This is a genomic window from Castellaniella sp. WN, assembly GCF_054457555.1.
The window spans coordinates 2,808,505-2,832,976 of sequence record NZ_JBTKZC010000001.1; the positions used below are offsets into that span (position 1 = coordinate 2,808,505).

Genomic DNA, 24,472 nt, shown 5'->3' on the forward strand with positions numbered 1-24,472 from the left:
CATGTCTTTCCCCGCCATTCCGGACATCGCCCTGATTGCCGCGCGGCTGCCAGAAATCTTCCCGGAGGGGACCGAGAATCGCAACTACGTCATCCGGGAAATGGCGGCACGCACCGTCTACGTCATGCTGTATGCGGACGCCATCGAGGGAAAAGATCGCTGGATTCGCCCAAGCCACATCTACTTCATGACGCACGAGCAAGCCTCCTGTACCAGCGATGCGGAGCGTGCCGAATGGTTCCGCCTATCCATCAAGCCCGGATATCGCCCATCCGGCGTGCGCTGGTATGCCGACACGACACGCGAGCCCGTGCGCGATGAAACGCTACGCTCCGGGTTTATCGTGTGCCGGGCGGTTGTCGAGCGGGACGGCATCCCAACCACATCCTCCACGCCAAAATATGCACTGGATCATGATTTCGCCGCATTGTTCGACCCAGCGCTGGATGGCACGGCGCTGGATGACGCCATTGTCGCCTGGCGGGCATCGCACCTGTCCAGGGCCGCATTGGCGCGGCAGCACCTGGTCAGGCAAGGCGCGGGCGCGGCGGTGCGATCCGCCATCCCGGTCACCTTCCCCAACGGCGAAACAAGGACACTCGCGGCAGGGCCGTCCAGCGTGATCGCCAAAGCCGTGATCGAGGAATTCGCGCCGCGCTTTCTCAAGCAGCCTGCAGTGCTGTGGCTTTCCGAGTCCGGCAATAAAGTCGTTGCCCGTGATGAACGGCTGGCTTCAGCGCTCAAGCTGAGAATCGACGCATCAAAAGCATTGCCCGACATCATTCTGATCGATCTCGGCGCGGACATCGGCGGCAACGACATGCTTGTCGTCTTTACCGAGGTCGTCGCATCCGACGGCCCGATCAATCGCGAGCGAAAAGCCGTACTGACAGAGGTCGCCATCGATGCCGGTTTCGATGAAAAACATCTGGCATTTCTGACGGCATACCTCGACCGGTCCGGCGCGCCATTCAAAAAGAGCCTCTCGGAACTGGCATGGGGTTCCCATGCCTGGTTCGTATCCGAGCCGGATCATCTCATCAGCCTGCATGACGGAAAGCCGGCGAAACTGTCGGATCGCGCCCCGGACGCCTGATTCGGCATGGCGAAAAGACGACGCGCTCCATCACCGCGGGGCCGGATCAGTCAGCCGAAACAGACGACGGGGCTGAGCCCCGCGCTCAGGCGCGCCGCCAAGGCTGGGACGGATCGACCGGATCCTCGGCCTCTTCTTCGGTCCCGTGAACGCGGCAGCGGTTGCGGCCCTGGCGCTTGGCCTGGTAGAGCGCCTGGTCCGCATACGACAGCAGCTTGTCCAGGCCAGCCGGCAGGCCCTGCCCGTCATGCGCGACGCCAATGCTGACCGTGATCCTCAGGGGCTCGTCGCTGTCGAGATAAAGATGGATCTTTTCCACGCAGGCCCGCAGCCGCTCGGCGATCTCGACGGTGTCCCCGAGCGAGCAGTCGGGCAGGACGAGGCCGAACTCCTCGCCGCCCAGCCTCCCGAACAGGTCCTCAGGACGGATGGCTTCGCGGATCGTACGGGAAAACTCGCACAGCACGTTATCCCCGGCGGCATGGCCGTGCCGGTCATTGATCTGCTTGAAATGGTCGATGTCCAACATCATCAACCCGTTGCCGTGCGGCGCCGGAGGAATCCGCCGCAGATATTCCTGGGCGCCCCGCGTGAACGCCGGGCGGGACAAGGCCTGCGTCAGGTCGTCGTGGTCCAGCGCGCGGTTCAGCGACACGATCAGGTCGCCCCGAGCGGCCAGCGCGCTGGACATGAGCAGCGGCACGGTCATCAGCAGCAGGACGCCCAGCTGCAGGGAAATCCGTGTCCAGACGGACAGGGACGCCAGCAGATCTCCCGGGACCAGGGACCAGTCGGCGTTGAAGCCGAGCACGACCCCCAGGGCCGCCAGCAACGCCAACCAGGCCAAGGTCCACTGCTGGTAGGCATGCGCGCAATACACTAAGGCGGCGAAAGGCAGGAGCAGGGCGCCGGGCCCGCCCAGCAGGAAACACAGCGCCAAGCTGAACGCCAGCAGCATCCCCGGGATCCGCGCGGGCCAGTTCTTCAGATGGCGCAGCGGGCCGTGATCCCTGCGGCGACGATCGATCCCGGGAATTTCCATCCTGGGCAGCAACAGGACGGGCAACAGGAAGATGCAATAGCCCAGCCACTGGCCGAGCAGGCCGCTGACGAGGGCCTCCGGAGCAGCCTCGGCGGCCGGACGCCAGAAGCCGGCGAGCAGGCCGACGGCCACCGTGGTTGCCGACGCCGACAGGCCAGCCAGCAGCATCCGGACCACTGCCCGGGGCGTGCGCAAGTTGTCCAGAGGCCAGAAGCGCGCCAGAATGAGCCAGATCACCCAGACGCCCGCGAGATCCGCCAGGCCGTCGGCCGCGGCCTGGGAAAAGGGGTCGCCGGGACCCAGGCGGGCCAGGACCAGGCCGGCGCCCGCCAGTGCCCACGACAAGGGCCGGATCGACGCCTGCTGACGCAGCAGCACCCCGGCCAGGACCGCGTTCGCCGGCCACAGGGCCGCACGGTCGAACACCGGCTGGAGCAACAGGCTTGCCTGCGCCAGCAGGAACGCCGCCGCCGCGACCCACGCCGCCTGGACGATAGACCGGGAAAAGTTCATACCGAGGGAAAGGGTCTGGCTCATTGTCCGTACGCTGTCCGAATGCCGTCCGCCGACCGGCGGCCTTCTTCGCCAGCGCCGCGACAGCCTCGACTCAAATGTAACTATGCATGATAGCCGGTTTCCGTCGTCGTGAATATCACGAATGTGATGGAAATCGCCGAACCCGTTCGGGAACGGAACCATCGGCCTGCATCCGTTACTTCATCTCATGCTTCCTGGAAGCAAGGCACGGAACGCCTCGAAGTTGCCATCCATCACAAAACAGGTGTGCCAATCAGCGTTTGAAGCGTATACGGCTTGAACACCCTGACCCTGACCGGCGCCAATACCTACTCCGGCAAGACGACGATCAATGCCGGCACGCTGCAAATCGGTGATGGCGACGCAGCCAGCCTCAACACCAGCAAAGTCACCTTCGCCAAAGAAAGCGGCGCCCTCCTCGCCTTCAATCACAACAACGACATGACATTCGACGGCGAAATCAGCGGCGACGGCTCGCTCACCAAAGCGGGCGAGAGCATTCTGACCCTGACCGGCGACAGCGACTACACCGGCGGCACGACGATCAACGCCGGCACACTGCAAATCGGCAATGGCGGCACGGCCGGCAAGATCACCGGCAACGTGGAGGTGAACAGCGACAGCACCCTCGCCTTCAACCGCAGCGACGCCGTGATCTTCGGCGGCGACATCTCGGGCGCCGGCATAATCGTCCAGAATGGCACGGGCACCCTGTCCCTGACCGGCAACAACGCGGCCTACGCCGGCATCACCGAAGTCGGGCACGGCATCCTGACGGTCAACAGCCAGCTCGGCGGCACGCTGCTCGTCCAGGCGGCGGGCCGCCTGCAGGGCAGCGGCACCGTGGGCGACACCATCGTCCACGGCACCGTCGCGCCCGGCAATTCGATCGGCACGCTGCACGTGGCCGGCGACTTCGCCTTCGAGCCAGGCTCGGTCTACGAAGTAGAAGTGGATGCCGCCGGAAACAGCGACCGGATCATCGCCACCGGCACGGCCACCATCGACCACGGCGCCTCGGTGCGCGTCCTGGCCGGCGCGGGCCACTATGCGGCGCACACTCAATACACCATCCTGAGCGCCGCGGGCGGGCTCAACGGAACGTTCTCCGGCGCAACCTCCAACCTCGCCTTCCTCGACCCCTCGCTCGGCTACGGCGCCAATCAGGTCCTGCTGACGATGACCCGCAACGACGCCTCCTTCGCCAGCGTCGGCCTCACCCGGAACCAGATCGCCACCGGCGGGGGCGTGGAAAGCCTCGGAACGGGCCCGATATTCGACGCGGTACTGAATCTGTCGGCCGATCAGGCGCGCGCCGCCTTCGATCGACTGTCGGGTGAAATCCATGCGTCGATGCGCACGGCGCTGCTCGAGGACAGCCACTTCATCCGCGATGCGGCCAATCATCGCCTGCGCGCCGCGCAAGCGGCGCCCGGCTCGGCCTCCGGCGGCGTGCTGCTGGCCGCCCAGGGCGACGTCCCGGGCCTCCTGCCGCCCGTGGCCGCCAACCCCGCCGGCCCGGCCTTCTGGACGCAAGGCTTTGGCTCATGGGGGGCGACACACGGCAACGGCAACGCCGCGCGCCTGGAGCGCGACAGCGACGGCCTGATCGCCGGCGTCGACTGGCCGCTCGGCCGCGGACGCGTGGGCGTGATGGCCGGCTACAGCGACTCGAATGCGAAGGCCGCGGAGCGCGCCTCGTCGGGCTCGAGCCACAACTACCACCTGGGCGTCTACGGCGGCGCCGCCTGGGGCGGGCTCGCCCTGCGCACGGGCGCGGCCTACACCCGGCACTACGTGAAAACCCGACGCGACGCGTCCTTTCCCGGCTTGACCGACCACCTCTCGGGCGCCTACCAGGCCGAAGCCTGGCAGGCGTTCGGCGAACTGGGCTACGACATGGCGGTGGGCGGCTCGCGCATCGAGCCCTTCATCAATCTGGCCCACACGCGCCTGCGCTCCGACCGCTACACCGAACAAGGAGACGCGGCGGCATTGATCATCGGCCAGAAAAAATCGAATGTCTCCTTCGCCACGCTCGGCGTGCGCGCCGCCACGGGCATCACGCTCGGCGGCGCCGAGCTCACCGTCAAGGGCCTGCTCGGCTGGCGTCACGCCTTCGGCGATGTCGAACCGCATTCGACGCAGCGATTCGCCGGCGGCGGCGATGCCTTCCTGATCGGCGGCACACCCATCGCGCGCAACGCGGCGCTGATCGAGGCCGGCCTGGACTATGTCGCGAAGTCCAATACCACGCTGAGCCTCTCCTATGGCGGGCAATTCGGCTCCGGCGTCGCCGATCATGCCATCAAGGCCAGTCTCAACATCAGGTTTTGAACCCTTGCCAGCGCCCGATGAATGCCCGTCCTGCTGTTTAGGGGCGCGGCAACGAAAACGCCAGCCGCACGGGCTGGCGTCATTGCCTGATTCTATTGGTGCCGGCTAGAGGAATCGAACCCCCGACCTTCTCATTACAAGTGAGCTGCTCTACCAACTGAGCTAAGCCGGCAAGGACCGTCATTCTACAGGACGAAGACGCCCTATTTGACGACCTTCAGGTGGGACGGCTTGGGAGCCTCCGGCCCATCGTCCGGAGGCGTCGGGACGTCCGGCCCGGACGCTTGCGGCCCCGGCTGGTCGTCGCCGCCCGGATAGGGGCGCGAGGCCACGACCTCGAACCCCATGCCGGCTCCGGTTTCACGGGCGTACACCGCCGAGACCGCGCCCACCGGGATGAACAGGTGCTCCACCGCGCCGTTGAAACGGGACTCGAATTCGATGTATTCATTGCCCAGCGTCAGGCGATTGGTGGCCAGGTGGCTGATGTTCAGCGTGATCTGCCCGTCGTGGACATGGGCGAGCGGCACCACGGTGTTCTCGTCGACGGTGACCACCAGGTAAGGGGTATAGCCATTGTCCGTGCACCACTCGTGCAGCGCGCGGATCAGGTATGGTTTGGTCGAGGATTCCTGCATGTTCAGCGGCGCATGACCTTTTCGGACGGGGTGAGGGCCTCGATGTAGGCGGGGCGCGAGAACAGGCGCTCGGCGTACTTCTGGATCGGGGCGGCGCTCTTGGGCAGTTCGATGCCGTAATGGCCCAGGCGCCACAGCAGCGGAGCGACGGCGACGTCCAGCATGGAGAACTCCTCGCCCAGCATGTACTTGTTCTTCACCAGCAGGGGGGCGAGTTGGGCCAGGCGGTCGCGGATGTTGGCGCGCGCCGCGTCCCGGACCTTTTCGTCGGTGATGCCGCGGTTCTCCAGCGTGGACACGTGGACGAACAGCTCCTTTTCGAAGTTATACAGGAACAGGCGGGTGCGCGCCCGCATGATCGGGTCGGCCGGCATCAGCTGCGGATGCGGGAAGCGCTCGTCGATGTATTCGTTGATGATGTTCGACTCGTACAGGACCAGGTCGCGCTCGACCAGGATGGGCACCTGGCCGTAGGGATTCATCACCGCGATGTCTTCGGGCTTGTTGTACAGGTCGATGTCGCGGATCTCGAAATCCATGCCCTTTTCGAACAGCACGAAGCGGCAGCGTTGCGAAAAGGGGCAGGTCGTCCCGGAATAGAGCACCATCATGTCGTGGGTTCCAATGCAAAAAAAGACGAAGAACACGCGCGGTCCTGAAAGCGCAAGCCAGGCGTGGCAACGCCTGGCTGGCATCCCGGCCCACGCGGCCGGAGGGTCATGCGCCCCGGAGGGCGCGACCGACCCGGGGATCATCCGATCCGGATGATCCTAACGGACGTGTTTCCAGTATGCCGCATTCATGCGGATGGCGACAAACAGGAACAGGAACAGGAACAGCATGACCCAGACGCCGATCTGCTTGCGCACCAGTTGGCCGGGTTCCGCCATCCAGCCCAGGAAATTGCTGAGATCGGCGACGTCGTTCTCGAATTTGCTGAAGGTCTTGGCGTCGGCCGAGTCGAACTTGCTCGTGACGGACGCTTCGCCCGTGTAGTCCTTCAGAACTTCGGACGTGGCGGTGGAAAAGCCATCCGCGTCATAGGCCGTGGTGGTGCGTTCCCAGTGCGGGGTACCGTTCGCGTCGGCCGCCTGGTGGACCGCGATGCTGGTATAGCTGCGCGGTCCTTCGAGATCCCAGAGCACGTTGGGCATGCCCACGCTGGGGAAGACGACGTTGTTCCAGCCGGTCTTCTTGCTCGTGTCGCGATAGAAGCTGCGCAGGTAGGTGTAGATGTAGTCCACCCCCGACGGGCCGAAGTTCGTGTTCTTGGCGCGGGCGATCACCGACAGGTCCGGCGGGGTGACCCCGAACCAGGCCTTGCCGTCGGCCGGTGTCATGGCGATCGTCATCAGGTCGCCGACCTTGTTGCCGGTGAACAGCAGGTTCTTCTTGATGTCGTCTTCCGACAGCCCCAGGTCCATGAGCTTGTTGTAGCGCATGGCGCCGGCGCTGTGGCAGTTCAGACAGTAGTTGACGAACAGTTTGGCGCCGTTTTGCAGGGCGGCCAGGTCGGTGATGCGGTCCGGCGCACGGTCCAGTTGCGGGCCTTCGCCAGCGGCGAAGGTCAATGAGCAGGTCAAGGACAGGGCCAGGGCACCGAGCAGTTTTTTCAGCATGATCTTTCCGTGACAGTCAGTGGTTCGGCCTTCAGTGGGCCCGGAAGGTGACGCGGTCGGGAACCGGCTTGAAGGAGCCCAACTGAGTCCAGATCGGCATCATCAAGAAGAAGGCCAGGTAGATGACCGTGCCGATCTGCCCAAGGAGGGTATAGGTCGGCGAGACCGGCTGGGTGCCCAGATAGCCAAGCAGCAGGAAGTCGACGATGAAGATCGCGTATAGAGCCTTGTGCCAGCCCGGACGGTAGCGGATCGACTTCACCGGGGAACGGTCCAGCCACGGCAGGAAGAACAGGATGACGACGGCGCCGCCCATGGACACCACACCCCAGAACTTGGCGTCGAGCACCCTCATCAGGATGGCGACGACCACCAGGACGGCCGGCGCCGCCAGGCGCCAGATGCCGGAGAGCTTGCCCTTGGCGAACAACAGGACGGCGGCCAGCAGGGCGCCCGCCGCCATGACCCAGGTGAAGTCGCTGGTGGTGGCGCGCAGCATGGTGTAGAACGGCGTGAAATACCAGACCGGGGCGATGTGCGGCGGGGTCTTGAGCGGGTCGGCCGGCAGGAAGTTGTTGTATTCCAGGAAGTAGCCGCCCATTTCGGGGCCGAAGAAGATGATCGCCGCAAACACGATCAGGAAGCCCGCCACGCCGACCACGTCGTGCACCGAGTAGTAGGGGTGGAACGGAATACCGTCCACGGGGCGGCCGTACTTGTCCTTCGGACCCTGCTTGATCTCGACGCCGTCGGGATTGTTCGAACCCACTTCGTGCAGGGCGATGATGTGCGCCACGACCAGGCCGATCAGCACCAGCGGGATGGCGATCACGTGGAAGGCGAAGAAGCGGTTCAGGGTGGCGTCGGATACGACGTAGTCGCCGCGGATGAACAGGGAGAGGTCGGGGCCGATGAAGGGAATGGCCGAGAACAGGTTCACGATCACCTGGGCGCCCCAGTAGGACATCTGGCCCCAGGGCAGCAGATAGCCGAAAAAGGCCTCGGCCATCAGGCACAGAAAGATGGCCACGCCGAAGATCCAGACCAGCTCGCGCGGCTTGCGGTAGGAACCGTAGAACAGGCCGCGCAGCATGTGCAGGTAGACCACGACGAAGAACATCGAGGCGCCGGTGGAGTGCATGTAGCGGATGAACCAGCCGCCCGGAACCTCGCGCATGATGTATTCGACGGATTCGAAGGCGAAGCGCGCGTCGGGCTTGTAGTTCATCACCAGGAAGATCCCGGAGACGACCTGGATCACCAGCACCATCAGGGCCAGCGATCCGAAGAAATACCAGAAGTTGAAGTTCTTCGGAGCATAGTACTCGGACATGTGCTCCTTGAACATTTTGGTGAGCGGAAAGCGGTGGTCCACCCAGCCCAGCAACCCGGTCGTCTCGACGTTTTTATCGGCCATGGAAGGCTCCTAGATTCAATATCGCAAAAGGATGAACGGGGCCGTTCATCAGGCCTTGTTGTCTTCGTCGACGCCGATGGTGATGCGGGTGCCGTCGGCGGAAAAGACGTAGGGCGGGATCTCGAGATTGTCGGGGGCCGGCTTGTTGGCGAACACCCGGCCGGCCATGTCGAACGTGGAGCCGTGGCAGGGGCAGAACCAGCCGCCCGGCCAGTCGGTCGGCAGACCGGGCTGGGCGCCAGTCTGGAAGTGGGCGGTCGGCGAGCAGCCGAGGTGGGTGCAGATGCCGATGCAGACGAAGTATTCGGGTTTGCGCGAGCGGTATTCGTTCTTCGCCCACTCCGGCGTGAAGCCGGGACGGTCGGAGTTGGGATCGGCGAGTTCGGCGTCATGCTTGGGCAGGTTTTCGAGTTCGGCCTTCGTGCGGCGCACGATCCAGACCGGCTTGCCGCGCCATTCGACGGTCATCATCTGGCCTTCGGTCAGGCTGGAGATGTCGGCCTCGACCGGCGCGCCGGCCGCCTTGGCCTTTTCGGAGGGGGCGAACGAGCCGACGAAGGGAACGGCCGTGGAGACACCCGCGACTCCGCCGAGCGTACAGGCCGATGCGACCCAGAAGCGGCGCGAAGGATCGGGGGGCAGGTTCGGGTCGACTGCGCCCTGCTCGTCGGACTGTGTCGGATGCTGACTCATTCTGTTATCCCTGGTTGCCGCCCGGGGGCGGAGCGTTTTGAACGTGATCTGCCCGTGCGCGAGGCCGCGGCCCCGCAAGGGTCTTCAACCGCGTATTATAGCGTTACGCCCAGTGGGGTAAATGGATGGAGGAATACCGAAATGAGCGCACCCGGGGGTTTTATCAAAGAATTCCGAGAATTCGCCATCAAGGGCAACATGATGGACCTGGCCATCGGGGTCATCATCGGAGGCGCCTTCGGCAAAATCATCGACTCGGTCGTCAGCGACCTGGTCATGCCGCTGATCAACTTCATCATCGGCGGCAACGTCAATTTCGACAACCTGTTCTGGGTGCTGCGCCTGCCCGAAGGCTATGCCGGCGCCATGACGATGGCCGAACTGGCCAAGGCGGGCGCGGTCGTGTTCGCCTGGGGACATTTCCTGACCATCCTCGTCAACTTCCTGCTGCTGGCCCTGGTGGTCTTCATGATGGTAAAACTGGTGAACAATGCCCGGCGCCGCTTCGAAGCCGAGCCGGCGCCGGAGGCCGCCGCCCCCCCCGAGGACATCCTGCTGCTGCGCGAGATCCGCGACGCCCTGAAGAAATAGGTCGCGTCCTACACCGGGTTGTCGATATCCACGAACTCGCAGGGCACGCCGAAGCGGGCCTCGATGGCCGCGCCCAGGGCCTGGACCCCGTAGCGTTCCGTCGCGTGGTGGCCGGCGCCGATGTAGGCCGCATCCGCTTCGCGGGCCAGATGCACGGTGGGCTCGGAGATTTCCCCGCTGACGTAGCAATCCGCGCCCGCCGCCAGGGCGGCGTCCATCATGCCCTGGGCGGCGCCGGTGCACCAGGCCAGCCGCCGCACGGGGCGGTCGGGGTCGCCGATCGTCAGGGGCTCGCGACCCAGTCTGCGGGCGATGTCGGCGGCCAGCGCGCCCACCGTCAGATCCCGGACGGGCGTGCCCAGCCAGACCAGGTCGTCGGGCCCGCAGCGCCGGGGCGCGCCGTCGGGGCCGATGTCCGGGGTCCAGTCCATGACGCGCGCCAGCTGGGCGTTGTTGCCCCATTCCAGGTGGGCGTCCAGAGGCAGGTGATACGCGTACAGGCTGATCTCGCGCGCCATCAGGACCGACAGGCGGCGGTGCTTGGGGCCGCGGATGCAGGGATCCTCGTTCTTCCAGAACCAGCCATGATGCACCAGGACGGCGTCGGCGCCGCGGGCGGCGGCGGCCTGAATCAGGGCCAGCGAGGCCGTGACGCCGGTGACGACGCGGCGGATCTCGTCCCGACCCTGGACCTGCAAGCCGTTCGGGCAATAATCACGGAAGCGTTCGGGCTGCAATACGCCGTTCAGCCAGTCCGCCAGTTCCTGACGTGATATTTTGGCGATCATGTCATGTCCTTTAGCATGTCTTCCCGCCGCCTGGCGAATCCGGGCGGCATGCGGGCCGCGCAATGGGCGGCAAGCCTGAAGCAAGTCGAGTGATTCCATGTTGATGCGACGATTGTGGCTGATTTTCGCCCAGACGGTAACGGTCTGTCTGGGGATCCTGTTCCTGGTGGCGACCCTGCGGCCCCAGTGGCTGCCGGGCGGGGCGCCCGAGTCCCGGACGGTCCCGGCCGCCCCCGCGGCCGCGGCCGGCGCGCCGTTCAGCTATGCGTCCGCCGTGGTGCGGGCCGCGCCGTCGGTGGTCAACATCTATACCACCAAGCACGTGGACGTGCCGCTGGTGCCGCTGCCGGCCGATCCGGGGCTGGAGCGGTTCCTGCGCGGCCTGCCGGGGTTCACGCGGCGGGAGGCGGCGACCAGCCTGGGCTCGGGCGTGATTGCGCGGGCCGACGGCGCGATCCTGACCAACTATCATGTGATCGAGGCCGCCGATGCGATCGAGGTGCGCCTGCACGACGGACGCCAGGCGGCGGCGAAACTGGTCGGCGCGGACCCCGAGAGCGACCTGGCGGTACTGAAGATCGATCTGCCGGACCTGCCGGCGATCGCCTTCGACCCCGATCCGTCGGTGCGCGTGGGCGACGTGGTGCTGGCGATCGGCAACCCGTTCGGCGTGGGCCAGACCACGACCCAGGGCATCGTGTCCGCCGTGGGACGCAACCGCCTCGGACTGAACACCTACGAGGACTTCATCCAGACCGACGCGGCCATCAACCCGGGCAATTCCGGCGGCGCGCTGATCGACGCCCGGGGCGAACTGGTCGGGATCAACACGGCGATCTATTCCGAGACCGGAGGCTCGCTGGGCATCGGCTTCGCCATCCCGGCGGCCGCGGCCCACCACATCCTGGACGAGATCCTGGAACACGGCCGCGTGCGCCGCGGCTGGCTGGGCCTGGAGCCCCAGGACATCACGCCCGACCTGGCGCGGGCCTTCGGCCTGAAGGGCACGCGCGGCGCCATCGTCGCCCGTATCCTGCCGGGCGGCCCGGCGGCGCGCGCCGGGATTCGGGTGGGCGACATCATCCGCTCGCTGGACGGCCAGCCCGTGGAGGACGCCTACGACCTGGTCAACCGGCTCGCGCCCCTGCCGGCGGACTCGACGGCCCGGCTGGCACTGCTGCGCCAGGGCCGTACCCTCGCCCTGGACGTCCGGGTGGGAATCCGTCCCCCAGCGCGCGGGACGGGGCGCTGAGGGTGGCCGGCGCGGTCCGGATGATCCTTGACCCCTATCAATACAGGGAATCAATGACCATGTTCTCATTGTGGATATAACCACTCCACAAGGGGAACATCATGAGAAAGCATGCCACCCTTCTCCTGGCGGCCAGCCTCGCCCTGAAAGGGGCCACCGCCCTGGCCGCCGGCGTGCCCGCCGCCGACGCGGTGCGGGAAGCCGCGCGGCAGCTCTTCCAGCCCATCCCCACGTCCGAGGCCGTGATCGCAGAACGCAGCATTTCCGCGGACAGCATTGAACTGGGCCGCTGGCTGTTCTTCGAACCGCGCCTGTCGCGCAGCCACATCATCAGCTGCAACACCTGTCACAGCGTCGGCACGGGCGGAGCCGACAACATCCAGACATCCATCGGCCACGGCTGGCAGCACGGGCCGCGCAACTCGCCGACCGTACTCAACGCGCTGTTCAACAGCGCCCAGTTCTGGGACGGCCGCGCAGCCGACCTGAAAGAACAGGCCAAGGGACCCGTGCAGGCCAGCGTCGAGATGAACAACACGCCCTCTCAGGTCGAGGAAACGCTCAAGAGCCTGCCGGAATACGTCGCCCTGTTCCAGAAGGCCTACCCAAAGGACAAGGACCCGGTCAATTTCGAGAACATGGCCCACGCCATCGAAGCGTTCGAAAGCACGCTGGTGACGCCCAACTCGAAATTCGACCAGTTCCTGGCCGGTGCCGACAGCCTGGACGAGATCGAGATCAAGGGCCTGGACCTGTTCATGAGCAAGGGCTGCGTGGCCTGCCACCAGGGCGTCAACGTCGGTGGGCAGGGCTACTTCCCCTTCGGGGTGGTGAAGAAGCCCGGCGCGGATATCCTGCCGCCGGACGACAAAGGCCGCTTCACCGTGACCAACACCGCCAGCGACGAATACGTGTTCCGCGCGGGTCCGCTGCGCAACATCGCCCTGACCGCCCCCTATTTCCATAGCGGCGACGTCTGGTCGCTGGAGCAGGCCGTGGCGATCATGGGGTCCAGTCAGCTCGGACAGGAACTGAACGACGGCGAAGTCAAGGTCATCACCCGCTTCCTGCACACCCTGACCGGCGAGCAGCCTCAGGTCGTCTACCCCACCCTGCCGCCGAGCACGCAAGCCACGCCCCGGCCGCAGAAGTAGCCCATCCGCCGGCGCGGGCCGGGCTCCGGGGCGGCAACTCCCTTTGCGCCCCCGGGACCGACCCGCGCAGGGCGGACCACCCGCTCGAGTCCCCCCCTTTCTGCCATCTGGCGCCGCGTCCCGGCGCTGGATGGCTTTCGCGGCCAGGAAACGAAGGTTCCCGGAGTCGCGGCTGCCCGCCGCGCCGGGATCGGCTCAGGGAATCCGGAGCGCACACTCGGCCAGGATCTCATAGAAGGAACCATCCGGACGCGGAGACGAGGCCGCCAGCACGCAGCGGCGCGGCGTCCAGTCCAGGGGTTCGGGCGCCGGCAGCGCGTCCAGGTCGCCCGGTCCCGCCCGGCGCAGCAGCGACACGTGCGGCCGGAAGGGCTCGATCGGCCGGTCGAAACCCAGGCGCGCCAGCGCCCGCCACAGCCACCCGTGCAGCGCGTCCAGCCAGGGCGCCGGCGCCGTCGGGCCGGCCCAGACGATCCGCGGCCCCCGGAAGCGTCCGTAGCGGTCCAGGCGCAGAGGGCCGCCGATCAAGGCGGCCTCGTCGAGCAGGGCCGCCAGATCCGCCACCCGGTCGTGGGGCACCGTGCCCAGAAAGGCCAGGGTCAGATGCAGGGTGTCGGGTCGCATGACGCGTCCGCCGAACGCCGCATGGGCCCGATGCGCCCAGCCGGACAGGGCCTGGACGGCCGCATCGTCCGGCCACAGGGCGAAGAACACGCGCGGGCCGGCGGCCTCCGCCCTCGCCGGGTGGACGGCCTGCCGCCGCGGCGATCCGGCCGGACGGGCTGTCATGCCCCCTCCGGCGCGGGCGATGTCTCCGCCCCGTGCGCGTCGTCCTCGTGCAGTCCGATGATCGTCCAGCCCGCGCCGGGCTGCAGCGTCTCGTCCAGGGTGAACGGCAGCGCATAGCCCTTGGGATTCAGCGCGAACAGCGGGATCACGGGATGGTCGGGCCGGGCGGCCAGGTACTGCGGAAAATCGAAGCTGTCCGACAGGCGCGTAGCCTTGATCCGGGCGCCGGCCGCCAGCAGGGCGGACAGCTTCCAGTAGCCCAGGTCCGGGGCGAACAGGGTGCGGCCGCGATAGGCCGCATCCAGCAGATGCTTTTCGGACTGGCCGGCATCCCGCGACCGGGGCAGGCTGAAGACCCTGCGCTTGCCGAACTCGTCGCGGGCGCGCGCCGTGATCAACTGATTGGCGTCGTCGCGCACGCCCAGGGCCAGCAGGCGCCCCAGTCCGGTGGTGTCGAGATTGCGCTGGGCATGCTCGGAGACCGGACTGCCGTGGTAGGTGGGCAGGCCCATCATCCGGGCGAGCGACAGGCTGTACCAATCGCTGTCGCACAGACGCACCGGTACGCCCTGCTCGTGCAGCGCCTGGCCGACGGCCCGGGCCACGGGATTGGCGCCCGCGATCAGGAAGCCCACCCGGTCCGGCTCGGCCGCCTTCAGCAGGCGTGCCATGGGCCGCGCGGTCAGGCTCTGCCAGATCACCGTGCCGATGATCAGCAGGAACGTCATCGGCAGCAACCGGTCGGCGTGGGGCACGTCCATCTTCTCCAGGCGCAGCGCGAACAGGGCGGACACCGCCGCCGCCACGATGCCGCGCGGCGCGATCCAGGCCAGCAGGCCGCGTTCGCGCCAGTTCAGCCCCGATCCCCAGGTGGAGAACAGCACTTTCACCGGCCGCCCGATCCACAGCATCACCGCCAACACGGCCAGGGCGGGCCAGCCCAGGCCCAGCAACTGGCCCGGCGCCACGCGCGCCGCCAGCAGGATGAACAGGGCCGACAGCAGGATCTGGCTGAGGGTTTCCTTGAACTCCAGGATCTCGCGCACCGGAATGCCGGGCCGGTTCGCCAGCCAGATGCCCATGATGGTCACGGCCAGCAGGCCGGATTCGTGCTGCGCCGCATTGGACAGGGCGAAGGCGGCGAACACCAGCGCCAGCACCGACAGGTTGACCAGGGAATCCGGCACCCAGCCGCGCCGCAGCAGCGTCCCCAGCAGCCAGCCGGCCGCCGCCCCGACGCACAGGCCCGCCGCCAGCGTGGCGCCGAAGGCCCACAGGGCATGGCTCCATTCGTGAGTCATGCGCAGGGCCACCATCAGGTCGTAGGACACGACCGCCAGCAGGGCGCCGATCGGGTCGATCAGGATGCCTTCCCAGCGCAGGGCGTGGGCCACGGGCGCCACGGGGCGCACGGTCTTGAGCAGCGGCGCGATGACGGTCGGTCCGGTCACGGCCGTGATGGCGCCGAACAGGATCGCCAGGTCCCAGGGGAAGTCCAGGAAGGCGTGCACCGCCACAGCCGCCACGGCCCAGGCGATCAGCGTGCCGCCCGTCACCAGCCGCCGCACCACCCGCTCCAGCCCGCGCGTCTGGTGGAACTCCAGGGTCAGGCTGCCTTCGAACAGGATCACGGCCACCGACAGCGACACGATGGGAAACAGCAGGTCGCCAAACAGGGCGTCCGGATCCAGCCAGCCGGCCAGCGGCCCTACGGCGATGCCCGCCAGCAGCAGGAACAGGATCGCCGGCGCCCGCAGGCGCCAGGCCAGCCACTGGGCGCCCATGGCGATCAGGCCGATCCCGGCCAGCATCAGTTCAGGGCTGCGCATCGTTCCGGTCTCCTTCGTCGGCGGCCCGCCCGCCGCCCGCGCGCCGCCCGGCGCCCAGCCAGGCCCGCCAGCCCCGCGTCCGCATCTGGCGCCAGCCCTTGAGCAGGCCGTAGGACAGGTGCGTCTTTTCCTGGCCGACCGGAATGTCGGGCCGCACCCGCATCCAGGACGACTTGGCGTGTCCCAGGCGCTGGTCCGGGTAGACACTGCGATGGCCGATGATCAGATAGGCGGCGATGGCCGATCCGGCCGCGTACAGCGTGCCGACCGCGCCGCCGAACAGTTCCACGCCCATCAGGATGGCGGCCAGCGGCGTGTTCGACGCGGCGGCCACCACCGACACCAGCCCCACGGCGGCGCCCAGAACGGGACTGATGCCGAACAGGTGCGCGAAAGCGTTGCCCGCCACGGCGCCGATGACGAACTGGGGCGTGACAATGCCGCCGTAGAACCCCGAGCCCAGGGTCACCGCCACCAGGATCGTCTTCCACAGGAAACCGGCGTAGGGCATGGTCTCGCCCGCCAGCGCCCGGTCCATGAGCGGCAGGCTCAGGCCCAGATAGTCCGTGGGAATGGCGACGAAGACCAGCAGCGCCAGCACCAGGCCTCCCGCCAGCGGCATCAGCGGCGGCCACACGGCCCAACGTGCCTGCAGCCGTTGGCAGGCATTGCGCACGGCGTAGATCAGGTCCACGAACACGCGCGCCACCAGCCCGCACAGCATGCCGACCAGGATGGTGCGCAGGAACAGCGATTCGGAAAACACCGGCAGCACGTCGACGGCGTAGTGCTCGTAGGGAATCCCCAGGGCCTTGCTGACCTGGTACGAGGTCACCCCCGCGATCAGCGCGGGAAACAGGAAGTCGTGGCGGATGCGGCCGATGATCAGCATCTCCACGCCGTACAGAGCGCCGGCGATGGGCGTGCCGAACACGCTGGCGAAGCCGGCGCTGACGCCGCAGGCCACGATGCGCTGGCGCAGGTCGGAGTTCAACCGGAACACCTGGCCGATCACCGCGCCCAGGGACGCCCCCAGGTGGGAGCAGGGGCCTTCCTTGCCGGCCGAGCCGCCGCTGGCCAGGGTGATGACGGCGGCCACCGGCTTGATCCACAGGGTGCGCCAGGGCATGCGGCCGCCCTGCTCGTGCACGGCGGCGAAAATGGAATCCTTCAGCCCCGACGCCTCCAGGCGGCGGCGCGCGTAACCCATCAGCAGGCCGTTGGCCAGCCCCGCCAGGGGCAGCAGGATCCAGTAGGCCCACAGGGGCATGGACTGGGTGCGCCCGGTCGCGAAGAACAGCGTGTGCAGGAACAGACTGGTGCCGGCGCCGACCACCAACCCGGTCAGAGAGGCCAGGATCAACCATTGCAGCACCGTCGCCAGCATCACGGCGGGCTCCAGCAGATCGATACGGGATACGGAGGGCAGTTTCATGGGGCGGACGGCGCGCGGAAGCCGCGGGAGCCCCGCTCGGACGGCGCGAACGCGCTCGATGCGGGCCTGACCCCGGGCAGTATAGCCGAGGCCGCCGTCCCACCTCGCCCCGAACCGGGCTGGCCGCCCGCGCCCCGTCCGGCCCGGGAAACATCCGGACCAGACGCGGGAAATCCCCCGTTTTTCTAGGGTGATTACGGAGTGGTACGCGGGGCGACCCTTGGTACTATGCAGGGTCGTATCCCCATCGCAATTGAAGAGGAACCTACCATGCCCATCACGAAATGGCTGGCCGCATGCGCCGTGGCGGTCACCGCCGCCATCGCCGCCGCACCCGCGCAGGCGGACACCAAGTTCATCAACATCCTGACCGGCGGCCAAAGCGGCGTCTACTACCCGCTGGGCGTGGCGCTGTCCCAGATCTACAACAAGCACATCCCCGACGCCAAATCCACCGCCCAGGTCTCCAAGGCCTCGGCCGAGAACATGAACCTGCTGCAGGCCGGGCGCGGCGAACTGGCGTTCGCGCTGGCCGACACCGTGTCCGACGCCTACACCGGCAACGCCGAAGCCGGCTTCAAGGCCCCGCTGAAGAACCTGCGCGGCATGACGGCCACCTACAACAACTACATCCAGATCGTCGCCAACGGCGATTCCGGCATCAAGACCCTGGCCGACCTGAAAGGCAAGCGCATCTCCGTGGGCGCCGCCCGCTCCGGCACGGAACTGAACGCCCGCGCCGTCCTCAAGGCCGCCGGCCTGGCCTACGCCGACTTCGACAAGGTCGAATACCTGCCCTTCGGCGAGTCCGTCGAACTGATGAAAAACCGCCAACTGGACGTGACCCTGCAGTCCGCCGGCCTGGGCGTATCCTCCATCCGCGACCTGGCAACCTCGGTCAAGATCACAGTCGTCCCCATCCCGGCCGACGTCATCGCCAAGATCGGCAACGAAGCCTACCAGCCGGCCACCATCCCCGCCGGCACCTACGAGGGCCAGACGGAAGACACGCCCACGGCGGCGGTGCCGAACTTCCTGGTGACCGCCTCGACGGTGCCCGACGATCTGGTCTACCAGATGACCAAGGTCTTCTACGAGCAGCTCGACACTCTGAAGTCCGCCCACAACGCCGCCAAGTCGATCGAGCGCGACAATGCCCTGAAGGGCATGCCGGTGCCCCTGCATCCGGGCGCCGAGCGCTACTACAAGGAAGTGGGCCTGATCAAATGATCCCGCGCGAGCGCCGCGCCGCATCCGGGACCGCCCCGGGGCCACGACGCTCCTCCCCTCCCTCCGGGCGGTTCCGACCTGCGTCTGAACCGCCTTTTCAATCCCCAGGTTTCCGCTTATGAGCTCTCCCCACGATACCGCGGCCCAGCCCCTGCCGCGCGGCATCTTCTGGATCGCCGTCGTCTTTTCCTGCTTCCAGATCTGGACCGCCGCCTACAGCCCCCTGTCCAGCCAGGTGGTCCGCTGCATCCACGTCGGCTTCGTGCTGCTGATGGTTTTTTCCCTGTATTCCGGCGGCGGCCGGGCGAACCGGACGCTGGGCTGGAGCCTCGGCATCCTGGGCTTCGCCCTGAGCCTGTACCACTGGGTCTATGAATCCGACCTGACGGCGCGCGCCGGCCAGATGACCGACGCCGACATGGTGGTGGGCATCATCACCATCCTGCTGGTCTTCGAAGCCACCCGCCGCATGATGGGCTGGGCGCTGCCCGTCATCTGCGGCCTGTTCCTGGCCTACGGCCTGTTCGGCCAGTACATCCCCGGGCCCTTCATGCACCGGGGCTACGGCTTCGACCAGATCGTCGGCACCCTGAGCTTCGGTGTCGAGGGCATCTATGGCACGCCGACCTATGTGTCGTCCACCTATATCTACCTGTTCATCCTGTTCGGCGCGTTCCTGGAACAGGCGGGCATGATCCAGCTGTTCAGCGACTTTTCCATGGGCATGGTCGGCCACACGCGCGGCGGACCGGCCAAGGTCTCCGTGGTCAGCTCCGGCCTGATGGGCACCATCAACGGCTCGGGCGTGGCCAATGTCGTGACCACCGGCCAGTTCACCATCCCGCTGATGAAGCGCTTCGGCTATTCCTCCGCCTTCGCGGGCGGTGTCGAGGCCACGTCCAGCATGGGCGGCCAGATCATGCCGCCGGTGATGGGGGCGGTCGCCTTCATCATGGCCGAGACGCTCAACATCCCCTATGTGGAAGTCGTCAAGGCCGCCGTCATTCCGGCCATCCTGTATTTCACCACAGCCTTCATCTCCGTCCACCTGGAGGCCGGCCGGCGCGGCCTGCACGGACTGGCCAAGGAAGATTGCCCGGATCCCTGGAAGGCCGTGCGCGAGCGCTGGTACCTGCTGCTGCCCCTGATCGGCCTGGTGGCCCTGCTGTTCTCCGGCTACACGCCGCTGTTCTCCGGCACCATCGGCCTGGGCCTGACGGTGATCCTGATCTTCGGCGCCGCCGTCATCCAGGGCGCCTCGCCGGCCATCCTGCGCTACGTCTTCTGGCTGTTGCTGGGTATCGCCTGCGCGGGCTTCATCCAGTTCGGCGTCACGGACTTCTTCGTCATCGTCGCCGTGCTGGGTCTGGCGCTGCTGGTCCGCAAGCACGGGCGCGACACCCTGCGGCTGGCTCTCGATTCCCTGGCCGAGGGCGCGCGCAACGCCCTGTCGGTCGCGGCGGCCTGCGCACTGGTGGGGGTCATCATCGGCATCATCAACCTGACCGGCGTGGCCGCCGAGTTCGGCGGCCAGGTCATCGCCATCGGCGAGAACAACCTGTTCCTGGCGCTGTTCCTGACCATGATCACCTGCCTGGTGCTGGGCATGGGCATCCCGACGATCCCGAACTACATCATCACCAGCTCGCTGGCCGCACCCATCCTGCTGAAACTGGGCGTGCCGCTGATCATCTCGCACATGTTCGTGTTCTATTTCGGCATCATGGCCGACCTGACCCCGCCGGTGGCACTGGCGGCCTTCGCCGCCGCGCCCATCGCCCGGGAGAACGGCCTGAAGATCAGCATCCAGGCGCTGCGCGTGGCCGTGGCCGGTTTCGTGATCCCCTACATGGCCGTCTATTCGCCGGCCCTGATGCTGCAGGGCGGCAGCGCGCTGGACGTGGCCTACATCGTCTTCAAGGCCCTGGTCGCCATCACGCTGTGGGCGGCCGGCATCACCGGCTTCCTGCTGACGCCGATCGGCTGGCTCGAGCGGCTCTACGCCATCGCGGCGGCCATCCTGCTGGTGGCCGCAATCCCGCTGACCGACGACATCGGCTTCGCGGCCACGGCGCTGTTCCTGATCTGGCACGTGGTACGCAGCCGCCGCGCCCGCGCGGCGGGGGCGGCGGCCTGATGCTGGGCGCCCTGGGGGTCTGTCTGACCCTGGCTGCGGCGCCCGGCGTGCCGCCGCGCTTCGTGCCGGCCAGGGCCTTCACGCTGGCCTGGACACACTCCATCGAGAAGATCCGCTGGGAAGAAGACTACACCGTCCGTGCGAGTCCGGACGGCCGCCCGCTCCTGGTTCCCGGCCAGGCGCGCATCCTGGGTTCCGGCGCGGGCATGGAGCCCCCGCCGGACGCCACGCTGCGTCCCGACGGCTGGTACGTCTACCAGCCCCATAACGGCCCGCTGGACGAACTGCGCCTGTCGCGCTCGCCCTACACCGCCGACTACGACTGGTGCGTCGACGGGCGCTGCGAGCCGATGCTGGGCATCATGCCGACCGACGGCGACGTGACGCTGCTGCGGCCCTGCCGGGCGCCCTAGTGTCCTGTTCCTGGCTGCGGCGCAAAAGGAAGCCGCAAAACGGCTTGCCATCCTAAAGAAAAAACATGATAATCATTCTCATGTATATTTGTGTATGCAACGCGATCAGCGAACGCCAAGTCCAGGACGCCATCGCCCAAGGCGCGACGGACCTGGGCGATCTCCAGGCCCGACTGGGCGTGGCGACCTGCTGCGGCCATTGCGCCGAGACGGCGACGGAATACCTGCCTGGAGGCCGCTACGCGGCCGACGCCGGCCCCGCGGCAACCGGACTGATCGGGCAGGTCGAAGTCACCGTCCTGTCGCGCGTCGCCACTCGCCGCGTCGCCTGAACCCGACCAGCGCCTTCCATTCCCCGTCCCCGGTTTCCCGGGCGCGCGGGGCGTGCTAGCCTTGCTGTTTCGGCCTGTCCGATTCCGGCCGGGCCGCGCACCAAGGAGGCACAGGCCATGAAAGGCGACAAAACCGTCATCCGCTATCTGAATCAGCAGCTGAAAAACGAGCTTTCGGCCATCAACCAGTATTTCCTGCACGCGCGCATGCTGCGTCACTGGGGCCTCGAAGCGCTGGGCGAACACGAATACAAGGAATCCATCGGCGAAATGAAGCATGCCGATCTGCTGATCGAACGCATCTTCATGCTCGACGGCCTGCCGAACCTGCAGGACCTGCACAAGCTGCTGGTGGGCGAAACCGTGCCCGAGATCCTGGCCTGCGACCTGAAGCTGGAAACCGCCGCCCAGGCCACGGTCAAGGAGGCCATGGCCTACTGCGAGTCGGTGCAGGACTTCGTCTCGCGGGACCTGTTCCTGACCATCCTGAACGACACCGAGGAGCACATCGACTGGCTGGAGACGCAGATCGGCCTGGTCGAGCAGCTCGGACTCCAGAACTACCTGCAGTCGCAGATGTGACCCTGCTGGATGAGGCGGGCCATAGGACTGTCCGATGCGGACTGTCCTATGGCAGACGAATCGAAGCGGCGTACAAGCCGCGACATGGATCAGCAACGCAGTATGGCGAGCCCGGGTACCGAATCAGAAACCCGATTTCTTCGCCGGGCAGTCGGGGACACGGCCCCAGGCATCGTTGGGCTCGCAGTATTTGTTGCGGGCCGCCCAGGCGCACGAGGGACGCGAGAAGAACCCCAGCGATTCGCAGGCCTTGAGCTCCGCCTGGAAGGCGGCCTGCCATTGGCCGTCGTTCGCGGCAGCTTGGGCCGGGGGCGGAGACGAGGGCGTCGTGACGTCGATGGGCTGGACCACCTGGCTGCCTCCCAGCCCCCCGAGCAGGGCGATGCCCTGCAACCCGTCGCTCAACTGGTTCCGGGACGCCAGCGCGATGGCCTCGTCCATGGAAATCGTGGTGGTCGCCAGGGCGATCGGCCGACCATCCTCCATCAGGGAATCCGGCTGGATCTTCCAGTCGACGGGTGGCGCCAGTTCCGGCACGCCCTGGCGGCCGTCCGGCAGCACCTGCGGAGCGGAGGCGACATAGGGCTTGCCATTGGCGTCCAGCACGGCGGCCTGCTGGTCCAGTTCGGGATGCGGTTTCGGCATCTGGATCTGGGCCGGCCCATGGGCGATCAGCCAGTCGCCCAACCGCAGGCCGCCCCAGGCGGATGCGCCCGCGGCCAGCAGCAGAAAAGCGAAAATCAGACGCCAGGACATGGACGGCGCGCCTCGTCGATCGGTGCGGATGATCCCTGCATTGTATAGGAAGCCATCCCCGCGGCCGGATACCGCTTGTGTCCCGCCGCAGGACCGCCCCCCGCAACCCACGACCGCTCGCCGCGCCTCCCAAGAGGGCGCTTTTTGCCGTGGGGCGGCCAAGCGGCAAAAAGGCTAAGCAAAAACCCGCCCGGCATGTTCGCGCATGGTGTGGAATTCGATGTCGGGATAGCGTTCCTGGGCGACCCGCAATTGAGCGGGCGAGCTGGCCAGGAAGGCGGCCGCGTCCACCACGTCATGGGCAATGTTGGCGGCATTGGCGTCCATGAATTTCTTCAGGGCCTTGGGATCCGGGCAGGTGATCCAGCGCGCCAGGCTGTAGCGCGACGGCATCAGGCGGGCCTCGACACCATATTCGGTCTTCAGGCGGTGGGCGACCACCTCGAACTGGAGCTGGCCCACGGCGCCCAGCAGCAGCGCGCCGCCGGCGGCCTCGGGCCGGAACACCTGGATGGCGCCCTCCTCGCCCAGTTGCGTCAGGCCGATGCGCAGTTGCTTGGTGCGCAGGGGGTCCTTGACCTCGACCGCCTGGAACAGTTCCGGCGCGAAGAACGGCAGGCCCGTGAAAGTCAGCGATTCGCCCTCGGTCAGCACGTCGCCCAGCTGCAGGATGCCGTGGTTGGGGATGCCGATGATGTCCCCGGCATAGGCCTCCTCGACGATTTCGCGCCGCTGAGACAGGAAGGACACGACGTTGTTGGGACGGATTTCCTTGCCGTTGCGGGCGACTTTCAGACGCATGCCGCGCTCGAACCTGCCGGAACTGACGCGCACGAAAGCCACGCGGTCGCGATGCGCCGGGTCCATGTTCGCCTGGACCTTGAACACGACGCCGGTGAACCTGGGCTCGGCCGGCAGCACGCTGCGCTCCAGCGCGGCGCGCGGGCCGGGCGGAGGCGCCAGGTCCACCAGGGCGTCCAGCACCTCGCGCACGCCGAAATTGTTGATCGCAGAGCCGAAGAACACCGGCGTCTGGCGGCCCGCCAGGAACGCCTCGCGGTCGAAGGCCGGCACTGCGCCGGTGATCAGCTCGATTTCCTCGCTGGCCTTGGCGTGGGCGTCGCCGAATCGCGCCGCCAGTTCCGGATTGTCCAGCCCTTCGATGGTCTCGTCATCGTCCCGGTGACGCTCCGAGCCCGGACGGAAAACCCGCATCCGGCCGTGGCGCAGGTCGAAGACCCCGCCGAAATGGCGGCCCATGCCCACCGGCCAGGAAAACGGGATCGCGTCCATGCCCAGGTGGCCCTCGATCTCGGAGAGCAGGTCCAGGGGCTCGCGCACCTCGCGGTCGAGCTTGTTGATGAAGGTGATGATGGGCGTGTTGCGAGCGCGGCAGACCTGCAGCAGGCGGATGGTCTGGGGCTCGACGCCGTTGCCGGCGTCGATCACCATCAGCGCGGCGTCCACGGCGGTCAGCACCCGGTAGGTGTCTTCCGAGAAGTCCTGGTGGCCGGGGGTGTCCAGCAGGTTGATGACGCGGTCGCGATACTCCATCTGCATCACGGAGGATGCCACCGAGATGCCGCGCTGCTTCTCGATTTCCATCCAGTCGGACGCCGCGTGGCGGCTGGCCTTGCGCGCCTTGACGCTGCCGGCGATCTGGATGGCGCCCGCGAACAGCAGCAGCTTTTCGGTCAGGGTCGTCTTCCCGGCGTCGGGGTGGGAAATGATGGCAAAAGTGCGTCGGCGGGCGACTTCGTCGGTCAGGCTCATGGGAAAGTCGGGTGGAACTTCAGGGCGTGGGG

22 protein-coding genes and 1 tRNA gene are annotated in these 24,472 nt (G+C 67.1%); 10 read left to right on the top strand and 13 right to left on the bottom strand.

Features of this window, described 5'->3' with window-relative positions:
- Position 1: 1 nt before the first annotated feature.
- Positions 2–1,096 carry a BsuBI/PstI family type II restriction endonuclease gene (locus ACTPOE_RS13240; protein ID WP_458872593.1) on the top strand — a complete coding sequence of 365 codons (1,095 nt, stop codon included), beginning with the start codon at positions 2–4 and terminating at the stop codon, positions 1,094–1,096.
- An 85-nt stretch (positions 1,097–1,181) separates the two neighbouring features.
- Here the strand turns inward: ACTPOE_RS13240 and ACTPOE_RS13245 are convergent, their stop codons facing one another.
- Complete coding sequence (locus ACTPOE_RS13245) at positions 1,182–2,675, bottom strand: GGDEF domain-containing protein (RefSeq protein WP_458872594.1); 1,494 nt, start codon at positions 2,673–2,675, stop codon at positions 1,182–1,184.
- Between the two features lie 276 nt (positions 2,676–2,951).
- Between ACTPOE_RS13245 and ACTPOE_RS13250 the strand changes: the two genes are divergently transcribed.
- Positions 2,952–5,012: an autotransporter outer membrane beta-barrel domain-containing protein gene (locus tag ACTPOE_RS13250; RefSeq protein WP_458872595.1), complete on the top strand. Its 2,061-nt coding sequence runs from the start codon at positions 2,952–2,954 to the stop codon at positions 5,010–5,012.
- Positions 5,013–5,108: 96 nt separating this feature from the next.
- Here ACTPOE_RS13250 and ACTPOE_RS13255 read toward each other — a convergent pair.
- The 6 genes from ACTPOE_RS13255 to petA form a co-directional block, all read right to left on the bottom strand.
- A tRNA-Thr gene (locus tag ACTPOE_RS13255) sits at positions 5,109–5,184 on the bottom strand.
- A 31-nt stretch (positions 5,185–5,215) separates the two neighbouring features.
- Positions 5,216–5,650 (bottom strand): ClpXP protease specificity-enhancing factor, encoded by a 435-nt coding sequence (locus ACTPOE_RS13260; protein ID WP_458872596.1) that lies wholly within the window; start codon positions 5,648–5,650, stop codon positions 5,216–5,218.
- Positions 5,651–5,652: 2 nt separating this feature from the next.
- Positions 5,653–6,261 carry a glutathione S-transferase N-terminal domain-containing protein gene (locus ACTPOE_RS13265; protein WP_458872597.1) on the bottom strand — a complete coding sequence of 203 codons (609 nt, stop codon included), beginning with the start codon at positions 6,259–6,261 and terminating at the stop codon, positions 5,653–5,655.
- A gap of 159 nt (positions 6,262–6,420) precedes the next feature.
- The gene (locus tag ACTPOE_RS13270) at positions 6,421–7,269 is read right to left on the bottom strand and encodes a cytochrome c1 (protein ID WP_458872598.1); all 849 of its coding nucleotides are present in this window, start codon (positions 7,267–7,269) and stop codon (positions 6,421–6,423) included.
- Between the two features lie 31 nt (positions 7,270–7,300).
- The gene (locus ACTPOE_RS13275) at positions 7,301–8,686 is read right to left on the bottom strand and encodes a cytochrome b (RefSeq protein ID WP_458872599.1); all 1,386 of its coding nucleotides are present in this window, start codon (positions 8,684–8,686) and stop codon (positions 7,301–7,303) included.
- Between the two features lie 48 nt (positions 8,687–8,734).
- Positions 8,735–9,379 (bottom strand): ubiquinol-cytochrome c reductase iron-sulfur subunit, encoded by a 645-nt coding sequence (gene petA, locus ACTPOE_RS13280; RefSeq protein ID WP_458872600.1) that lies wholly within the window; start codon positions 9,377–9,379, stop codon positions 8,735–8,737.
- A 141-nt stretch (positions 9,380–9,520) separates the two neighbouring features.
- Here petA and mscL point away from each other — a divergent pair, with 141 nt between their 5' ends.
- Complete coding sequence (gene mscL, locus ACTPOE_RS13285; protein WP_458872601.1) at positions 9,521–9,970, top strand: large conductance mechanosensitive channel protein MscL; 450 nt, start codon at positions 9,521–9,523, stop codon at positions 9,968–9,970.
- A gap of 8 nt (positions 9,971–9,978) precedes the next feature.
- Here mscL and ACTPOE_RS13290 read toward each other — a convergent pair whose 3' ends face one another.
- Positions 9,979–10,755 carry a Nif3-like dinuclear metal center hexameric protein gene (locus ACTPOE_RS13290; protein WP_458872836.1) on the bottom strand — a complete coding sequence of 259 codons (777 nt, stop codon included), beginning with the start codon at positions 10,753–10,755 and terminating at the stop codon, positions 9,979–9,981.
- Positions 10,756–10,861: 106 nt separating this feature from the next.
- Between ACTPOE_RS13290 and ACTPOE_RS13295 the strand changes: the two genes are divergently transcribed.
- Together ACTPOE_RS13295 and ACTPOE_RS13300 are read left to right on the top strand one after the other, a co-directional pair.
- Positions 10,862–12,010: a trypsin-like peptidase domain-containing protein gene (locus tag ACTPOE_RS13295; RefSeq protein ID WP_458872837.1), complete on the top strand. Its 1,149-nt coding sequence runs from the start codon at positions 10,862–10,864 to the stop codon at positions 12,008–12,010.
- Positions 12,011–12,111: 101 nt separating this feature from the next.
- Positions 12,112–13,164 carry a cytochrome-c peroxidase gene (locus ACTPOE_RS13300; RefSeq protein ID WP_458872602.1) on the top strand — a complete coding sequence of 351 codons (1,053 nt, stop codon included), beginning with the start codon at positions 12,112–12,114 and terminating at the stop codon, positions 13,162–13,164.
- Between the two features lie 195 nt (positions 13,165–13,359).
- Here the strand turns inward: ACTPOE_RS13300 and thpR are convergent, their stop codons facing one another.
- The 3 genes from thpR to ACTPOE_RS13315 are packed head-to-tail and all read right to left on the bottom strand — an operon-like array spanning position 13,360 to position 17,217.
- A complete protein-coding gene (gene thpR, locus ACTPOE_RS13305) occupies positions 13,360–13,953 on the bottom strand; it encodes an RNA 2',3'-cyclic phosphodiesterase (protein ID WP_458872603.1) in 594 nt (197 codons plus the stop codon).
- Positions 13,950–15,782 (bottom strand): cation:proton antiporter, encoded by a 1,833-nt coding sequence (locus ACTPOE_RS13310; protein ID WP_458872604.1) that lies wholly within the window; start codon positions 15,780–15,782, stop codon positions 13,950–13,952. Before ACTPOE_RS13310 ends, thpR begins: the two co-directional genes overlap by 4 nt.
- The gene (locus tag ACTPOE_RS13315) at positions 15,769–17,217 is read right to left on the bottom strand and encodes a chloride channel protein (RefSeq protein WP_458872605.1); all 1,449 of its coding nucleotides are present in this window, start codon (positions 17,215–17,217) and stop codon (positions 15,769–15,771) included. The genes ACTPOE_RS13310 and ACTPOE_RS13315 overlap by 14 nt, the downstream gene beginning before the upstream one ends.
- A 270-nt stretch (positions 17,218–17,487) precedes the next feature.
- Between ACTPOE_RS13315 and ACTPOE_RS13320 the strand changes: the two genes are divergently transcribed.
- From ACTPOE_RS13320 to bfr, 5 genes are all read left to right on the top strand, one after another.
- On the top strand, positions 17,488–18,447 hold the full coding sequence (locus tag ACTPOE_RS13320) for a TAXI family TRAP transporter solute-binding subunit (RefSeq protein WP_458872606.1): 960 nt from the start codon (positions 17,488–17,490) through the stop codon (positions 18,445–18,447).
- A 118-nt stretch (positions 18,448–18,565) separates the two neighbouring features.
- Positions 18,566–20,584 (top strand): TRAP transporter permease, encoded by a 2,019-nt coding sequence (locus ACTPOE_RS13325; RefSeq protein WP_458872607.1) that lies wholly within the window; start codon positions 18,566–18,568, stop codon positions 20,582–20,584.
- Complete coding sequence (locus tag ACTPOE_RS13330) at positions 20,584–20,997, top strand: DUF1850 domain-containing protein (RefSeq protein ID WP_458872608.1); 414 nt, start codon at positions 20,584–20,586, stop codon at positions 20,995–20,997. Before ACTPOE_RS13325 ends, ACTPOE_RS13330 begins: the two co-directional genes overlap by 1 nt.
- Before the next feature lie 80 nt (positions 20,998–21,077).
- Positions 21,078–21,329 carry a (2Fe-2S)-binding protein gene (locus ACTPOE_RS13335; protein WP_458872609.1) on the top strand — a complete coding sequence of 84 codons (252 nt, stop codon included), beginning with the start codon at positions 21,078–21,080 and terminating at the stop codon, positions 21,327–21,329.
- 117 nt (positions 21,330–21,446) lie between these two features.
- Positions 21,447–21,911, top strand: coding sequence for a bacterioferritin (gene bfr / locus ACTPOE_RS13340; protein ID WP_458872610.1), 465 nt, complete (start codon positions 21,447–21,449; stop codon positions 21,909–21,911).
- 123 nt (positions 21,912–22,034) lie between these two features.
- On the opposite strand, the gene ACTPOE_RS13345 is transcribed toward bfr, so the two are convergent.
- Both ACTPOE_RS13345 and ACTPOE_RS13350 read right to left on the bottom strand, forming a co-directional pair.
- Entirely contained in the window at positions 22,035–22,667 is a 633-nt protein-coding gene (locus ACTPOE_RS13345) for a hypothetical protein (RefSeq protein WP_458872611.1), read from the bottom strand.
- Positions 22,668–22,841: 174 nt separating this feature from the next.
- Entirely contained in the window at positions 22,842–24,440 is a 1,599-nt protein-coding gene (locus tag ACTPOE_RS13350) for a peptide chain release factor 3 (RefSeq protein WP_458872612.1), read from the bottom strand.
- Positions 24,441–24,472: the final 32 nt, after the last annotated feature.

What these genes read in the sequence shown, in the direction of transcription:
- ACTPOE_RS13335 (WP_458872609.1), top strand. Translation starts at nt 21,078, where the DNA reads ATGTATATTTGTGTATGCAACGCGATCAGCGAACGCCAAGTCCAGGAC.
- ACTPOE_RS13310 (WP_458872604.1), bottom strand. Translation starts at nt 15,782, where the DNA reads ATGCGCAGCCCTGAACTGATGCTGGCCGGGATCGGCCTGATCGCCATG.
- thpR (WP_458872603.1), bottom strand. Translation starts at nt 13,953, where the DNA reads ATGACAGCCCGTCCGGCCGGATCGCCGCGGCGGCAGGCCGTCCACCCG.
- ACTPOE_RS13300 (WP_458872602.1), top strand. Translation starts at nt 12,112, where the DNA reads ATGAGAAAGCATGCCACCCTTCTCCTGGCGGCCAGCCTCGCCCTGAAA.
- bfr (WP_458872610.1), top strand. Translation starts at nt 21,447, where the DNA reads ATGAAAGGCGACAAAACCGTCATCCGCTATCTGAATCAGCAGCTGAAA.
- mscL (WP_458872601.1), top strand. Translation starts at nt 9,521, where the DNA reads ATGAGCGCACCCGGGGGTTTTATCAAAGAATTCCGAGAATTCGCCATC.
- ACTPOE_RS13240 (WP_458872593.1), top strand. Translation starts at nt 2, where the DNA reads ATGTCTTTCCCCGCCATTCCGGACATCGCCCTGATTGCCGCGCGGCTG.
- ACTPOE_RS13270 (WP_458872598.1), bottom strand. Translation starts at nt 7,269, where the DNA reads ATGCTGAAAAAACTGCTCGGTGCCCTGGCCCTGTCCTTGACCTGCTCA.
- petA (WP_458872600.1), bottom strand. Translation starts at nt 9,379, where the DNA reads ATGAGTCAGCATCCGACACAGTCCGACGAGCAGGGCGCAGTCGACCCG.
- ACTPOE_RS13345 (WP_458872611.1), bottom strand. Translation starts at nt 22,667, where the DNA reads ATGTCCTGGCGTCTGATTTTCGCTTTTCTGCTGCTGGCCGCGGGCGCA.
- ACTPOE_RS13295 (WP_458872837.1), top strand. Translation starts at nt 10,862, where the DNA reads ATGCGACGATTGTGGCTGATTTTCGCCCAGACGGTAACGGTCTGTCTG.
- ACTPOE_RS13260 (WP_458872596.1), bottom strand. Translation starts at nt 5,650, where the DNA reads ATGCAGGAATCCTCGACCAAACCATACCTGATCCGCGCGCTGCACGAG.
- ACTPOE_RS13275 (WP_458872599.1), bottom strand. Translation starts at nt 8,686, where the DNA reads ATGGCCGATAAAAACGTCGAGACGACCGGGTTGCTGGGCTGGGTGGAC.
- ACTPOE_RS13315 (WP_458872605.1), bottom strand. Translation starts at nt 17,217, where the DNA reads ATGAAACTGCCCTCCGTATCCCGTATCGATCTGCTGGAGCCCGCCGTG.
- ACTPOE_RS13320 (WP_458872606.1), top strand. Translation starts at nt 17,488, where the DNA reads ATGCCCATCACGAAATGGCTGGCCGCATGCGCCGTGGCGGTCACCGCC.
- ACTPOE_RS13350 (WP_458872612.1), bottom strand. Translation starts at nt 24,440, where the DNA reads ATGAGCCTGACCGACGAAGTCGCCCGCCGACGCACTTTTGCCATCATT.
- ACTPOE_RS13325 (WP_458872607.1), top strand. Translation starts at nt 18,566, where the DNA reads ATGAGCTCTCCCCACGATACCGCGGCCCAGCCCCTGCCGCGCGGCATC.
- ACTPOE_RS13330 (WP_458872608.1), top strand. Translation starts at nt 20,584, where the DNA reads ATGCTGGGCGCCCTGGGGGTCTGTCTGACCCTGGCTGCGGCGCCCGGC.
- ACTPOE_RS13265 (WP_458872597.1), bottom strand. Translation starts at nt 6,261, where the DNA reads ATGATGGTGCTCTATTCCGGGACGACCTGCCCCTTTTCGCAACGCTGC.
- ACTPOE_RS13245 (WP_458872594.1), bottom strand. Translation starts at nt 2,675, where the DNA reads ATGAGCCAGACCCTTTCCCTCGGTATGAACTTTTCCCGGTCTATCGTC.